The organism is Alcanivorax sp. 97CO-5 (assembly GCF_000524665.1).
Taxonomy (GTDB): domain Bacteria; phylum Pseudomonadota; class Gammaproteobacteria; order Pseudomonadales; family Alcanivoracaceae; genus Alcanivorax; species Alcanivorax borkumensis.
In genome coordinates this window covers 20,013-35,007 of record NZ_KI965905.1, presented here as the reverse complement: position 1 = coordinate 35,007, position 14,995 = coordinate 20,013, and the positions used below count along the sequence as shown (strand labels likewise).

Annotated in this window: 10 protein-coding genes, 1 other RNA gene and 3 pseudogenes; 3 read left to right on the top strand and 11 right to left on the bottom strand. The window is 50.2% G+C overall.

Annotated features, from left to right (window positions below):
* Positions 1-39 precede the first annotated feature (39 nt).
* Positions 40-136, bottom strand: an RNA gene (ffs, locus tag Y017_RS15105) — signal recognition particle sRNA small type.
* A gap of 224 nt (positions 137-360) precedes the next feature.
* Here ffs and gap point away from each other — a divergent pair.
* Positions 361-1,377 carry a type I glyceraldehyde-3-phosphate dehydrogenase gene (gap, locus tag Y017_RS11820; RefSeq protein WP_035461021.1) on the top strand — a complete coding sequence of 339 codons (1,017 nt, stop codon included), beginning with the start codon at positions 361-363 and terminating at the stop codon, positions 1,375-1,377.
* A 199-nt stretch (positions 1,378-1,576) separates the two neighbouring features.
* Here the strand turns inward: gap and Y017_RS11815 are convergent, their stop codons facing one another.
* The 3 genes from Y017_RS11815 to Y017_RS11805 all read right to left on the bottom strand — a co-directional run bounded on the left by Y017_RS11815 (position 1,577) and on the right by Y017_RS11805 (position 3,507).
* The gene (locus Y017_RS11815; RefSeq protein ID WP_011589058.1) at positions 1,577-2,026 is read right to left on the bottom strand and encodes an Hsp20 family protein; all 450 of its coding nucleotides are present in this window, start codon (positions 2,024-2,026) and stop codon (positions 1,577-1,579) included.
* A gap of 297 nt (positions 2,027-2,323) precedes the next feature.
* Entirely contained in the window at positions 2,324-2,989 is a 666-nt protein-coding gene (locus Y017_RS11810) for a 2OG-Fe(II) oxygenase (protein WP_046961980.1), read from the bottom strand.
* Between the two features lie 50 nt (positions 2,990-3,039).
* Positions 3,040-3,507 (bottom strand): YbjN domain-containing protein, encoded by a 468-nt coding sequence (locus tag Y017_RS11805; RefSeq protein WP_035461020.1) that lies wholly within the window; start codon positions 3,505-3,507, stop codon positions 3,040-3,042.
* 683 nt (positions 3,508-4,190) lie between these two features.
* Here Y017_RS11805 and Y017_RS11800 point away from each other — a divergent pair.
* Both Y017_RS11800 and Y017_RS11795 read left to right on the top strand, forming a co-directional pair.
* Positions 4,191-4,751 carry a PadR family transcriptional regulator gene (locus tag Y017_RS11800; protein WP_011589061.1) on the top strand — a complete coding sequence of 187 codons (561 nt, stop codon included), beginning with the start codon at positions 4,191-4,193 and terminating at the stop codon, positions 4,749-4,751.
* Entirely contained in the window at positions 4,751-4,939 is a 189-nt protein-coding gene (locus Y017_RS11795) for a hypothetical protein (RefSeq protein WP_035461018.1), read from the top strand. Before Y017_RS11800 ends, Y017_RS11795 begins: the two co-directional genes overlap by 1 nt.
* 171 nt (positions 4,940-5,110) lie before the next feature.
* Here the strand turns inward: Y017_RS11795 and Y017_RS11790 are convergent, their stop codons facing one another.
* The 7 genes and pseudogenes from Y017_RS11790 to Y017_RS15465 form a co-directional block, all read right to left on the bottom strand.
* Positions 5,111-5,335: a hypothetical protein gene (locus tag Y017_RS11790; RefSeq protein ID WP_035461017.1), complete on the bottom strand. Its 225-nt coding sequence runs from the start codon at positions 5,333-5,335 to the stop codon at positions 5,111-5,113.
* A gap of 708 nt (positions 5,336-6,043) precedes the next feature.
* On the bottom strand, positions 6,044-6,775 hold the full coding sequence (locus tag Y017_RS15245) for a 4'-phosphopantetheinyl transferase (protein ID WP_155849266.1): 732 nt from the start codon (positions 6,773-6,775) through the stop codon (positions 6,044-6,046).
* Between the two features lie 26 nt (positions 6,776-6,801).
* Positions 6,802-8,103 (bottom strand): glycosyltransferase, encoded by a 1,302-nt coding sequence (locus Y017_RS11775; RefSeq protein ID WP_035461016.1) that lies wholly within the window; start codon positions 8,101-8,103, stop codon positions 6,802-6,804.
* Positions 8,104-8,225: 122 nt separating this feature from the next.
* Complete coding sequence (locus Y017_RS11770; protein ID WP_081737618.1) at positions 8,226-12,311, bottom strand: non-ribosomal peptide synthetase; 4,086 nt, start codon at positions 12,309-12,311, stop codon at positions 8,226-8,228.
* A gap of 267 nt (positions 12,312-12,578) precedes the next feature.
* A pseudogene (locus Y017_RS15470) lies at positions 12,579-13,255 on the bottom strand (DDE-type integrase/transposase/recombinase); the annotation flags it as partial.
* A gap of 37 nt (positions 13,256-13,292) precedes the next feature.
* Positions 13,293-14,486: pseudogene (locus tag Y017_RS15095) on the bottom strand (IS3 family transposase).
* 79 nt (positions 14,487-14,565) lie between these two features.
* Positions 14,566-14,865: pseudogene (locus Y017_RS15465) on the bottom strand (transposase); the annotation flags it as partial.
* Between the last annotated feature and the right edge of the window lie 130 nt (positions 14,866-14,995).

The window sequence follows — 14,995 nt, the reverse complement described above, 5'->3', positions numbered from 1 at the left end:
AAAGCGCGATGGGAGGGAGTACAGGAATTAGAGCGGTCTTCCCGCCAGCCGCACCCCGGCACACAAGTCCACTGCTACCGTTGCTCCCTTCCGGGCCTGGCGGGGTTCGCAGCTTATCGTTGCGGGGGGACCGACGGGTCGACCATAACGCGTTTGCAGCCTAGTAACCAAGTAGCCGCGAAACGAGCGCGCATTGTGGCGAAAGCCCACCGCTATTGCAAGAGCACGACCGGGGTTGGGCGTTCATCAGGCTAAAGCTTGAGCAGGCTGGCCCCAGTCGAGCCGCAAGGCTACACTTGAAAAAGCAAAGTAGGGTCCATCAGGCTCTATATCTAACCCCAGCGCGAACAGGGAGGCTTCATGGACAGCAATCCGACCATTCGCATTGCCATCAACGGTTTCGGCCGTATAGGACGCTGCCTAGTTAGGGCCCTCAGCGAACATCCAGCCCGGGAGCGTTTTGAACTTGTCGCCATCAACGATCTTGCCGATTTCAATGTACTCGCGCACCTGCTTGCCTTCGATACCACCCATGGTCGCTGGCCTTATCCTGTGCATTATGACGGCCAAACCATGGAAATTAATGGTCTCAGCGTGCCCTGCTACGCCATTGCCGATTTGGAAAAATTACCATGGCGTGAACTGGCTCCAGACTTAGTGTTCGAATGCAGCGGCCGCTACAAGCAACGAGCACAACTTCAACAGCACCTTGATGCTGGCGCTCGCCGGGTACTTGCAAGCTACCCGGTGGGCGACGCCGACGCCATGGTGGTTTATGGCGTCAACCACAAGATTCTTGATGACAATCAACGCATCGTTTCCAACGCCTCATGCACCACCAACTGTTTGGCTCCGCTGGTAGATGTACTGGACCGCAACTTCACGGTGAAACAGGGGCTAATGACCACGATCCACAGCTACACGAACGACCAGAACCTGGTAGACAAGGCCCACGGAGATTTATTGCGCGCCCGCGCCGCGGCAGTCAATATGATTCCAACCCGCACCGGCGCAGCTCAAGCCGTAGGAAAAGTGCTGCCTCACCTGGCCGGGCGACTGGACGGAATGGCGGTGCGAGTTCCCACCCTCAACGTATCATTGGTGGACCTGACATTGCTGCTGGAACAGCCCGCTACGGTGGAGGCGATTCATGACAGCCTGAACAATGCGGCCCACGGTGACCTGCAGGGGGTATTGGCCATGAACCATCTGGCCCTGGTTTCCAGTGACTTTAACCACCAACCCTACTCTTGCGTGGTCGACACTAACCACACACGGATATTGGAGCAACAATTAAAAGTGCTGGTCTGGTACGACAACGAGTGGGGCTTCAGCCACCGTATGCTGGATGTTGCGGCGTATTGGATGGAACGCTAGGCACAGACAGAGCCAGCCCGCATCGCCAAAAAGCAGCAGGCATGATGCGGGGACAGGTGACGGTTTATGGACGAGAGGCCGCGCAAGCCACCCAGCCATTACGCACCTAAACCATCATATGGTTACCCACATTCAATAAAGAAGGGGCTCCTTAGAGCCCCTTTGCCGTGTCACAAATTTGCGTCGACAATATGGCTGATTAATTACTTTTCGCAGGTGGCGACGCGCCCTCAACCGGGATCACACGGGGCTTTTTCTCTTCTGGCACCACGCGGGTCAAGGTCACGGTCAGCAAGCCATCTTCTAACCCAGCCGCTTCCACTTCCACGTGGTCAGCCAGCTTGAACGTCCGCTCAAAAGCCCGGCGGGCAATACCACGATGCAGCCAAGTACGTTCGCTATCGTCTTCCGTTTTCAAGTTACCGCGAATGCGAAGTTCATTTTCTTGCACGGTGATATCCAGGTCATTGCGCGCAAAGCCTGCCATCGCCATAACAATACGGTAGCGGCCATCGCTTTCACGGATAATATCGTACGGCGGGTAACCATTGGACTGGTCCGCACGCAACGCCGCGTCCAGCAATTCATCGAAACGATCAAAGCCAACAGAATGGCGAAACAATGGGGCAAGGGAAAATCCGGTATTCATCACACTATCCTCATTCCAATCTCACCAGCAGACCCCGCAGGCATCCGCTGGAAAACGGTTTAAAAATGGTTGATGTGACAAGGAGTCAAAAGCAGTCACTAAGACTGTCTGCATTACTCCAACCGGCCAGTTGTCACTGAATAAGAAAATGGGGCTCAGGGAGCCGCTTTCAAGGGGTTGGATGTTTTTTTGGCAAGCAACGCTGAGAAACCAAAACAGTGTCTCTGGCATTGTTATAATAGTGAATCAGGCCCGATGGCCAAAATGGGTGTCGAGGCGGCAAAAAACATCACGCTATCAACGTGCTGGGTCGAGCCTGTCGGCCGTGGTGTTATTGCAACGGAACCACCCAGCGATACTGTAACGTTCTCGAGTAGCTGCCAGGACTTCGTGGGGAATGTTCTCACTTAGGAACGCCACCAGCGTCCCTGCCCGAGGCTCCACTTCCGTGGCTACGCGGTTAGCATTCGCTTTGGGCCAGATACGCAAACGCCCCCCCCACTGACTTTGCCAACCTTCATTGAGATACAGCACCACCGACAAAAGCCGGCCGTTATTGCCATTAAAGGCATCTACATGTCGCTGATAAAAATCCCCCGGCCCATAGATGGCAAAATGAGACTCCAACTCAAATAACCCCATGAACAACTCACGATTCACAGCCAAACGCAGACTTTCCAGCCCTTCAAACAATTGACACTGAGCCAGCGAATCACCTTTTAACCAGCAGGTACGGTCGCTGCGTACCCGGGTGTCCTTCTGATGTTCTTGGCGACGACCAATGCCGGCAAGACGAAATTCACCATGCTGATCTTTGTAGCGCGCTTCTTCACGAAGAGCCCGCACCAAAGCAGCAGAAAAATAATTTGGCGCCACCGCATAGCCACGCCTAACCAAACCATCAATCAGGCCGTCTAAAAGGCTACCGCCCACACCACCCAACAAATCCGCATTATCGTGCACCGTCCGTGCCCTCTTAGCGTATGCGCAAACGCCGGGACCCGGCGGCAATGTTAATGCAGCGCGCCACTGGCGCCGGATTCAAAGTCATCCGGCCACAGCAACCAATCAGATTCCTGGCTTTCATCAAGCAGTTGCAACGTAGCATCCACCGTCGCTTGGACAAAATAAATAAACTGCTCAAAGGTCACCCCTTTGCGGCCCAACAACAAATCGCAGACCACAAGGCGTGGCAGGGAATCATCATTCACATCCAAAAACACCTTCACCGAGGGGTAAGCCATGTTCAGCCGGCCCAGCTCCGCCTGCACCGCAAATAAAGCCGCAGGGCGCACTTCCAATTCACTGGTCAACAGAATCCCGTCTTCTTCTACGAACAGGCGCGCGTCCACCACCCCTTCCCGTTCCTGTAGTTCGGACAAGTGCAGGGCATGACAGTGCTCACAGATATAGTGCTGAATATTGGCCTGCTGCAACCAGCGTTTAACTTGGTCAGCATCCGCGTTCACGACGCCTAACATGACATTCTCCTCAGGCTTACTGATTTGCAAGCCTCTTGACGGTCGCGAATCATCTGCCATTCGCCAAGAAAAATAAACAGCCATCGAAACACCACTTCAAGTCATTCACCCCTGCACTTTAGCGGATATGACGACTGTCCTTGGCTCATTGACTGAAAAAAACAACGCCACCGTTAGCCTTATACTCCAGTGACAACCTGCACCAGCGACCAAAGCCGTTATTCAGCGAGTATGTAAAGGCCGCAAACGCCCGAGGAGTCCAAGCAGATTGAGGTCCTCATAATTTCTACGGATAAAAACCTAATAAAGCTTCGATTAAAATAACCTAAAAAGATGACACCCTTCGACAATATTACCAGTAAAACATCTCATCTAGTATCGACCGTAACGCCCCGAGATAGATCTAACGCAACATTAGGCTGCTGACGAATATGCATCCGCCAAGCTCTCGCTTGCATAACGTTACATTAAGGCGGATATAGAAATACAACATCGTTTTCCTTTATCCGCCATACGACCTACAAGATGCATCTATTTTTATAACAAATACTTACATTTGCTGAAGCCTGTAGAGTAACCTCATCAAGTTTTTACAAAACTCCTTATTCAACAGATTGCGCAGCAACTACACAGCTCTCTACTATCAAACGGGTAAGACATCATAAAAAAACGAGGAGTGAGCCGTGTCTTTGCGCCATGCCATACTTGTCCTATTACAAGATCAGGAAGCCAGCGGTTACGACCTCGCTCGCGAATTTGCCAACAGTATCGGGCTAGTATGGAACGCCACCCACCAGCAGATCTATCTTGAGCTGGGTAAGCTCAACGATCAAAGCATGGTGAAATATCGCCATATTCCCCAAGATGGCAAACCAGACAAAAAACTATACCGGATCACGGATGAAGGGCGTGACGAGTTGACTCGTTGGCTTCGTAAACCCGCAGCTCCACCTCGAGTTCGTGACGCTTTTATGGTGAAGATTGCTGGCGGAAGCATGTCCGACAGCGCCACCATCATTCGAGAGCTAGACGACCAGACGGATCTACGGCGTGAGCGACTGAACACCTTTGAAGCCTTGGCCGCTAAACTGAATGACACCCATCAGGACCGTGACCTGTTCACTTACCTAACCCTGCGCCGTGGCATTCTGGACCAACAAACTTGGCTACGCTGGGCCGACGAAGTCCGTAGCGCCCTGGAAAAGCGCGAAGAGCAGGCTTCCTCCGTACCCACATCGGTGTAATGCCCCATAGTGCAACAGAGACGCTCGCCCGCCAACTGGGCTGGCTAGTACACGCTCCCGCTCTGTTGCGCTGCTCTCCATTTCTGGATGCCAGTATTCTACTGCAGCATGAATTGCAGGCGGACCCGGCATTACTACGCGCCGAGCGGCCGAACGATTACACGTTCACGCCGCGCCACGGCGTCTAGGATTACTCTTTGAGCATTGTAATCCGCGCCCCCTTTTTTAACCGCCCCCATGAGTAGAAGGTTAGCCCACCGGTAGTAGCTGGGTCGGGGGTACTCCGCCGATGACTGAATTCGGCCGTTCGTTATTGTATTGCCACAGCCACTGGGTCGCCGATATACGCGCTTATGATTTTAGGAGTAGCCTTTCACGTTGCGTAAATACATAAAGCACAGCCCGAATCTCCACTGTAGTGGTGAAGTGTTTTTGGCCACCGACTTTTGAGCATTGCTGTAGCTCTTTTCCGCCACATTCAGCGCTAGTTCATCGGCATGCTTGTGTGGTCTGAGACTGCTGTAGTAATCGAGCATATAGCCGGTCACAGATTGCTTCACTGCCGCAACATTGGGGGTAGCCAATCTCAGGCATCCATTCCGTTTTCAGTCTCCTGAAGAAGCGCTCTGTCGAGGCATTGTCCCAGCAATTACCTTGTCGACTGAGGCTCTGCGTCATCCGGTAACGTCAAAGCAACTGCCGGAACCCCAGGCTGGTGTACTAGCAACCTTAATCCGAGTGAAACAGAACGTCTTTGGGTGAACAGCCGCGAGATTCATAGGCTAGCATCAACGCCTTTTCTACCATGTCGGTGTTCGGGAAGAACGACAAGACCCTGCCCACCGGTTTACGAGGGAACTGCTCGATGACGACCGCCAGATAAGCTCAGCGGGCTCCCGTCCAGATATAGATAATATCCCCTACCTAGGCCTTGTTGGGCGCTCTTACATCGAACTCACAGTCGAACAGATTGGAAAAATATCCACGTGCGACTGATCGGCCTTCTTGTAGACGTGACTCGACGGTTGAGTGCTGACCAGCCCAAGCTCCTTCATTCGCCTGCGCGCTCAGCCCACAGTTTACGCACCCAATATTCCATCGTGGACTTGCCGACCCCCATAGCATCGCAGCCGCGTTCAAAGTGTAGCCCTGGTCGACCACAAGCTCCGCCGTCTCCAAACGAAACTCCGGGCTAAAAGTTCTTTTCTCCGTCATCATATCCACATGACTTTCTCTGTGAGAGATCATGCACTTAAAAACAGGTGGCCAAATTCGCTATGCCACTACAACCCTCAATGGCTAGGGAGCACCCAGCTAATGACGGTATTTATCTCCCTCCTCCAATATACGGTGACGGTATGGGCGTTTAAAAGCTGCGCGGACAAATTAGTTACTAGGCGAAGTTCTAGCTCACAACGCTCAGTATGAATTGACGATATTTTTACATCTAGGAAATCAAAATATCGCCCCACCGCTGGGTGCAGTGCTTTAAACAGGGCCTCCTTTGCTGAGAATACCACCGTAAAACCATATTCTATATTTACAAAGTTTCCGTGAATAAACTCTAAGTCCTCATGACTGAGAATACTTGGGCTCAAGAGGGCTCGATCGTCTGCTGAAATCACTTTTTCGACATCAATTCCAGGAGAAACAAGCGGTGCCTGAGCAGGACGAGGCATCATCATACAGAATGCACTGTCTCCATGATGACTGATTGAACCCAACACTGTCGGCGGCCACTGCGGCTCACGCCGCAAACCAATGCCAATAATCTCTGGCCTTAAATCTAATTGAATAAAAGCATTATGTGCTGCAATGCGTCCAGCAAGAAATTCGGCTTTGCGTGAGGCTGTCGCATTGCTTAGCGTGGCGGGAAGGGGAGTTTTGTAACGTGCAAAGAGGGCATCATGGTAATGCGCGACGTCAAAGCGGCAGTGATAGCAGGTGCCGGTAAAACCGCTGAGTGTAACGGTTTTACCAGCAGTAAAAAAATTCGATAGCCCCTGTGTTAATGGCTTAATCACGTCGCCGCCACTTGCGTGGATAGCGCTCAAGTATCAGCCGATAACGTGTTGGCATTGAGGTCGGAAGAATCGAGTAAGCCCCATTGTGTCAATAGATCTATCGCACATTGAACGCCATTTTCCTCGGCCACTTTTACTGCCAGTTTAGCGGCGGCGTTTTGCATCTCGGGTACACAAGCCATGTTGATCGCTGCGACTAATTTCTCAGCGGTGAGGTCTTTGCGTTTAATCATTTTGGGCGCCACACCATTTTGCTCAAGTCGCCAAGCCCAGAACGGTTGATCACCAAAAAATGGAATAACCACCGAAGGAATGCCCGCGCGAATGGTTGCGGCCGTGGTACCCGCTCCGCCATGATGAACCGCGACACAAACCTTGGGAAATAGCCAGTCATGCGGCGCAGCCTCAATAACTAAAATATTAGGATTATTATTGAACTTTGCTTTAAGCCCCCCCCATCCCGTCGCAATAATTGCTCTGCGTCCACTTTCTGCAACGGCTTCATAGATGAGGGCACTAAGATTATCGGTGTCGTCACTTAGCATACTGCCAAAGCCGATATATATTGGTTTGTCGCCAGTAGCGAGAAACTGCTCTAACTCCGCTGATGGCTGCCACTGTGATTCACCGTTTAAAAACCAATTTCCTGTCACTTGCACACTCGCGGGCCAGTGGCGTGATCGTGGAAGTAAAGCGGGACTGTAGCCGTAAAGAATCCTGCGGTCTTCTATCTTTTGTTGATAATACGGGCCATACCAAGGTAGTGCCGGCAGTTGAAGGGCTTTACGCACTGGACTGTAAGCTGCACTTAGCATACGCCATGTAATGACTCGCAAAAGGTGGTAAAGCCATTCGTTAACCCTGCCGTTACGTGGTTTGCTCGGTGGTGTCAGCATCATCGGCGGAATGTCAGGGCAAGGGGTTACTGGCTGCAAATGCGTTTCTACCGTCGGGATATTCAGTGCTTCGCCCAGAGAGTTCGCTAGCACCGCCATCATGCCATTGCCTAACAGTAAATCAGCATCTTTAGCGGCGGCCAACCCTTCTTCAGCCCAGTGTCGCCCCATATCCTTAAGATGCTTGCGCGCGGTGTTCATTAAGGTCAAGGGATTCAGGCCGCGTTGAATAGCACGCGGATCTTTAGCCATAAGTTCAAAGAAATCTGCGGTCAAGGGCGCATATCTCAGGCCGTGATTTATAACCAAGTCCTTACAGGTTTTACCACTGGCGATACAGACCTTATGGCCCGCAGCCTGCAATCCTAAACCCAGAGCGATAAAGGGCCTAACGTCACCCTGAGTGCCGATACTAAAGATGGTAATATTCATTAACAGCCTAAATATGGTAGTGATGTTTAAGCATAATTACTGCTCTTTTACAGCGCTAATAAGTGCCTCGCACTTGACACCTTGTACTGAGGTTTCACGGTAGTTCATTTGTACGCCACATTTTATGGCATAAGTGAGTCAGCGATTAAGGGGCCGGTTTTCGTTAGCGCAGGTGCGTCGAACATATCTTGGTGATGGCAGTCCACGTGATGAATCGTGAGTTTGCCAACATACTCTTGCCAAATATCAGCGCTATTGTGCAGTACATCGACCATGTCAGTTTCTACTGTTTCAGTTGCGGCAATAAACAGCATTGCAGCTTTGATTTTCCCTGGCGTGAACTGGCGGGAAATAACAAGATTATTTTCGATAATCAGCCTAACGCTCTCTATAATATTGCCATTACTTTGCTGCATTTCTTTCACAAAAGGGAGGTTGTGAATATCATATTCGCGGCACAACAAATCGCTTAAATTGGCCATACTTTCTTCGCCTTGAGGCAAAGAGTCCGAGGCCAAACCCATAAAAGTCAATGCACTTTGTACTAATTGTGCTTCGTCTGCTAACTGCGCTGGCTGCTGCACATAAGGGTAGGAATCCAACACTGCTAAATAACCTATTTCCTCGCCTTCAGCCTCTAGGAGTCGTGCGATTTCATGTGCCACTAATCCACCTAAGGACCAGCCCAATAGTTTATACGGCCCTGCTGGCTGCACGCGTCGCAGTTGTTCAATATATTCGCCAGCCATTTCTGTGATGCTTGTAGGTAAACCTAAACCTGCAGCCCCATGTTGTTGGGGTTCGGTGGCTAAACCTCGGGCTTGCACACCATAAAGCTGTTGTTCTTTATCGAGATAGCGGGTTAAACCGCTGTAGCTCCAACTTAAACCAATTACCGGATGGATACAAAACAGCGGGCTTGCGGTGCCAGAGGATTTAAGCGGTAACATCATGTCCAAGGGGTCAACAGATTGATGATGTTCTAATTGCGCAGCAAGTTCTGCGATTGTGCTGGCTTCAAAGATGGCGGCGAGAGGAATATCCTGAGTAAGCAACTCACGTAAACGCGATACCATTCTTGCAGCTGTTAGAGAGTCGCCGCCTAGGTCAAAAAAGCTATCGTGAATACCGATTCGTTCACGCCCAAAAATCTCACACCATAAAGCCGCGAGCTGTGTTTCTAGCGTTGTACGAGGTGCGACATAACCAAGAGAGGCTTGCCAGGTCGGCTCCGGCAGGGCGTTTCGATCTAACTTGCCATTAACGTTGGTGGGCAAGGTATCGACACACATAAACACCGATGGAATCATATAATCAGGTAAGCTTTGCGCTAAGCGCTTACGCAACACTGCAGTATCAACTATTGCGCTCTCTCCGGTGTCGAGCCTGCAGGGAACAAAGTGCGCGACTAACCTTTTCTCGCCGTCCGGATTTTCGCGAAGGGTGACAACGGCTTGTTTTACACCCTCGCAACGTTGAATATTTGATTCTACATCTTCAGCTTCTATACGAAAACCACGGATTTTAATTTGAAAATCATTACGGCCCAAATAATCTAATACACCGTCTGCGCGCCAACGAACTAAATCACCGGTTTTATATAAGCGACCAGCACCAAAGGGGTTTTCGATAAAACGCTCTGCGGTAAGTTCAGGCCGATGTAAATAGCCTTTTGCTAAACCAACACCGCCAATATACAGTTCCCCAATCGCTCCTAAGGGCACTGGCTGCATCTCTTGATCTAACACATATACTGTCGTGTTTTGGATCGGACGACCAATCGGCGGCGCGTCTAAATCGTCGCCATCTAACTTCATGATGGTAGACCAAATCGTAGTTTCAGTTGGGCCATAGAGATTAATAATAGGATGGCCTAATTTGCGCATTTTATGGGCGAGTTGCGCAGGCAATGCTTCCCCCCCCACCAAGGGCCGCACATTGCTAATTTGATCGGCATAATCTGCCAATAATGCTTGCCAGTGGGAAGGTGTCGCCTGCATTAGGTTAATTTTTTCATCGGCAATAAGCGCTGCAAGCTTTTCGGGATCTTTTGCAATCTCGCGACTTGCGATCACCACCTCAGCACCACTGATCAATGGCAAATATAATTCAAGAGCGGCAATATCAAATGCGACGGTCGTTAAAGCTAATAATTTATCATTGGCATGAACTTGCAGTTCATCCTGCATAGCTAACAAAAAATTCAATAACGCCCGGTGGCTGATTTCAACCCCTTTAGGGCGCCCAGTTGATCCAGATGTATATATAACATAGGCACTGGTGTTGCCGTGAATAGGTGCAGGGTTAATACTTGTTTCAGCTAAGCCAGTATCGACAGTATCTAAATTAAGTACAGCGACATCGTCTTTAAATAATGCACGGCTAATAGACGACGCAGATAAGATCAGCGTAGGCTTACCCTCACCCAATACCAATGCCAAGCGCTCTGCAGGCGCCGTCGGATCTAACGGCAAATAGGCGGCACCAGTTCTCATTATGGCGAGAAGAGCGATTGGCATAGATTCATCGCGGGGAAGAGCAACTGCAACAATGTCGCCGCTGCCAATGCCACGCTGGATTAAGGCGTGGCTTAACCTAACGACTTCACTCTGTAGTTGCTGGTAAGTGAGTTTTTTGTCACCACTTGTAAGAGCTATCGAATCCGGCGTTTTTATCGCTTGGCTATCAAATAGCGCCAGCAAATTAGTGTCTGGTAATGGCTTCTCAGTTTTATTCCAGTCATCTAAGATGCATTTTCTTTCAAATTCAGACAACAGGCTTATGTTTCCGATTGGTGCGCTAGGATCGTTAACAACCGAACTAATTAGCCGCACAAAACGGTCTCTGTGAGTATCTAAATCATGTTGAGAATACAGGGCGGGGTTAGCATCCAAATCAATACGCAAGCCCGCATGAGCACCACGATCATAGATAAAAACCGTTAAATCTTCGACGGTGCCGTTGGAAATATTATGGGCGAGGCACTGATGACCGCCAAATCGCAGGTCATAATCGAAGGGCTCTATATTCACGCCGACCCAAGAAATTTGCTGTCCTTGGCCTAGCAAGCCTAGCTCACGGCGCAAATCCTCATAGCGAAACATCTGATGTCGCAAAGCCTGCCTGACAGCTTTAGATACTTGCGCTGTTAAAGTGCTTAAATTGAGCTCAGCATTCATCGCCAAACGAATCGATACTGCATTGGCCATCATGCTCGGAATACTGCGCATATCACGATTGGGGCGAGCAGATACGGGCATACCAAATACCAAATCATCTGCGCCTGTCATCCGATATATATAGGCCGAAAACAAACCAATTAGTATCTGAGGCAAACTCGCCTTAGTGTCTTTTCCTAAATTACGCAGTGTATTGCTAGTGTCTATAGATAACTGAGCGGTGCTCCTGCGCATTCCCCCCGCGCGCACTGCATTGTGTCGGGTAAGCGACACCGGATCGGGTAATCCGCTAAGTTGATTTATCCAGTAATTACGATCACGCTCATACCGTGCAGACTCACGGTAGCGCTGCTCTTGCTCATGCTGAATGCGCAAAGGTAGAAATGGACTAGGACCAATGTCTCGATGCTCAAGTAAAGCATTATAAATCTCGGCGCATCGCCGTGAAATAATGCCGGCACTAAAACCATCAAGCACTAGGTGATGGCTACGTTGATACCAAAAATAACACTGCTCACTAATTTTAAAGAGTGCGCAAAACCACAGCGGGTCACAGGCATGATCAACAGGCCGATGGAGCTCATCCATCATCCATTTCTCTGCTTCAGACCTAGGATCAGTGGCCCCGCTCAAATCTATCACCGGAAACTCGCCTTTATAGCGATCTAGAATAATTTGCCTAGGACCGTCTGCTGTGTCGTGAATCTCGACTCGAGTAGTCTCAGCCTCTTGGGTAATTTGCTTAAGCGCGGCAATGAAAATATCGACTTTAATTTCACCAAGAATTTCACAATATTCCGCTATATTATATACCGCATCTTTAGGCCCAATTTGCTCACCAAACCATAAACCACGCTGTGCGCTGGCCAAAGGGAGGGATTTGACTTCCGGCGAGATAGATCCACCAAGGTTTGTGCAATCCTGTTGCTCATTGAACTTGTCTTCAGGCTGGGTGCCCCGTAATGAACCATTTGATGAATTAACAAGCGCTACCGTTGAGCTTGATTGAGCGGCTATACGTTTTTTCATTGACGTTGGTCTCGATAGCTGAGTATTTTCAATCGCAGATTCAAATCAGAAGCACACCACCCTTTAAGTGGCAATGACCTTGATATGCTTTCTCATTAAATCCGCTGGGGTTTTATAATTCAATATATTCCTGAATCTTCGATTAAACCTTCTGCGTTCTTTAGCCGCTTTTTTTTATTTTTTAACGTCCGTACTTTTTGGCCAGAACCGCCTCTTTAATTCGTTCGAATTTCATTCAAATGTAATAACCTCCCATTTTAACTGGAGCTAAAAGTAGAGGTTATGGGCCAAGGGCCATATTTTCCATTCATGGTTGTAAAGCCATCGCCACTGAGTTGCACAATCCTGAACATCAATAATTGAGTGGAAACTGTAGCGGCTTACCTGGCTGAATAAATGACAGTGTGATGCCATTCTTATCAGTCTAGGCTGCGAGTACACCACGGAGATATTCCCACCCATTGTCGCCACGCAATCGCTTGAGCTTACCTCGGCATTCAATCAGCCGATCCCGTGTTCTGATAACCCCCTCAGCGGACAAGGAGAAATCCACCTCTATACTCTGGCCTTATCGATTACATTCATCGGTCACGTTGAGCAACCGGTAACTGCGGCCATAGCCCAACTGGTCATGCATGAAGTTCGCCGACCACGTCTCGGTGATGCTCAGCCGGTACCGACAGTTCCTCAAGTTTCTCACGCTTGAGCCGCTTCTTAGGCTTGATTCGAAGGTTAAGCTCCAGCTCTCGGCAAATGCGGTACACCCGCTTGTGATTCCATGGAAAACCCTTCACGTTGCGCAAGTACAAGAAACATAGACCGAAGTTCCTGTTGCGCTGGTTGCGAGTTAACCGCAGCAGCCAATCGACGATGGCGGCATTTTCGTCGCTGAATCTGGCCTGATAACGGTAACCGCGTTCACTCATACTATAGGCCTCGCAGGCCACTAATCTTCCCCCGACAAAATAGACACGCTTCATTTCACGCTGCCATTCTCTCGTATTCTGCCGGGGCCACGTAGCCAATGCCAGAGTGCAACCTTTTCTGGTTATAAAACTGGTTGATGTAGCCACGCAGAACCGCTCGCAACTCTTGCTCATCCTTAAACGATACGCCATGGATCACTTCAGCTTTCATACTATGCAAGAACGATTCCATATGCGCATTGTCCGTGCAGTGTTTAGGCCGATTCATACTGGGTCTGATGCCGTGCCTACCTAGCTCGTTCTGGATCAAGTACGCGCCATACTCCACTCCACGATCCGTATGGAATATTAGACCGGAACACGGCATTCGCACCCGTAAAGCATGGCGCAAGGCCCTCAGAGTCAGATTAGCTGTCTTCCTGTCCCCCAGCGACCAGCCAATCACCTTCCTCGAATAGACATCCAACACGACCGCCAGGTACTGCCATTGCCGGTTAACCTTGATATAAGTGAGATCCGCTACCCACTGCTGATTTACCCCGGTTGGAGCGGGCCTATTCAGGCGCAGGTTCTTGTGGCGTTGATAGAATCGCTCCACCCCCGGCACCCTGCGGTACAGCTTTGCCACACGCCCCACCAGCGAAGCCTCCCTCATCAGCCTCTCAACACGCTTACGGGCCAATCCGGACGCCTTCGTGACGCAAGGCCTGATGCACTCTCGGGCTGCCATAGACGCCCCGGCAATCCCCATGGATCCGGCGCACTTTCTTCAGCAAGCATCTATCTTCTCGGGCTCGTGGCGGCTCCTTGCGTTTGCACCACGCATAGTAGCCACTCCTCGACACACCCAACCAATTGCACAGGTACCTGACGCCTAGTCTTCGTCCGTGTTCCTGGATGAATCCAAATCGCTCTGATGTCGATCCGACAGATACCGTTGCCACTTTTTTAGAAGGTCATTTTCCTTCTGCAAGCGGGTGTTTTCCCGTTTGAGCTTATCGAGCTCTTTCAACTCCTCGCCGGAGGGAGCTTTCTTTTCTTTCATCACACCAACACGCTTTCGGCCATCTGGCTTGATCTTTCCTTCACGGTATTCCTTGCGCCACCTCGAAAGCATCATCGGGTGGATATCCAACCCAGCCGCCACTTGCTGAACCTGAATGCCTTCCTGACAGCTAAGCTCAACGGCCTTTACTTTAAAGTCTGTCGAATACCGCCAAGTCTTTCTCGGATTGTTGTATCGGGGCATATGCCACCTCCTCTGATTAAGAGAAGGTGTCCACTAAAGCGGGGGAACTACACACCCGCATACTGACGCCCTGTTAACCAACCGCTGCTTTAGAAAGCTCGCGCCTTTGGCAGGGCTTATCACTTTTTTCGACGGCTTCCTTACGTAGCTCAGACTTGAGGCGCTCCTCAGCGTACATCTTTTTCAGCCGCCGATTCTCTATCTTCAAGCTCCTTCAGGCTAGCCATTATTGAGGCATCCGTGCCACCGTATTTGCTGCGCTACTTGTAAATTTAGCACTGCTCAGCTATTCCCGGCACAGCTCAGGTACCGGAACACCGCCTTCGGTTTGCTTGAGAATAGCCATGACTTGGTTGTCAGTAAATTTTGATCGTTTAATGCAAAACCTTCTGCGCATAGAGCACGAGAATACTCTAATTTTGGCTCCTGCTAATTCCTGGGGGATTATGCCGATATCAATCAGAGATTGCCCGCGCTCAGCGAGTAAAACAAGGCGGGGAAGAAAACGG

Bases quoted from the DNA above. Each gene is read 5' to 3' on its own strand.
- gap (WP_035461021.1), top strand. From the start codon at position 361: ATGGACAGCAATCCGACCATTCGCATTGCCATCAACGGTTTCGGCCGT.
- Y017_RS11775 (WP_035461016.1), bottom strand. From the start codon at position 8,103: ATGAATATTACCATCTTTAGTATCGGCACTCAGGGTGACGTTAGGCCC.
- Y017_RS11770 (WP_081737618.1), bottom strand. From the start codon at position 12,311: ATGAAAAAACGTATAGCCGCTCAATCAAGCTCAACGGTAGCGCTTGTT.
- Y017_RS11795 (WP_035461018.1), top strand. From the start codon at position 4,751: ATGCCCCATAGTGCAACAGAGACGCTCGCCCGCCAACTGGGCTGGCTA.
- Y017_RS11805 (WP_035461020.1), bottom strand. From the start codon at position 3,507: ATGTTAGGCGTCGTGAACGCGGATGCTGACCAAGTTAAACGCTGGTTG.
- Y017_RS11815 (WP_011589058.1), bottom strand. From the start codon at position 2,026: ATGAATACCGGATTTTCCCTTGCCCCATTGTTTCGCCATTCTGTTGGC.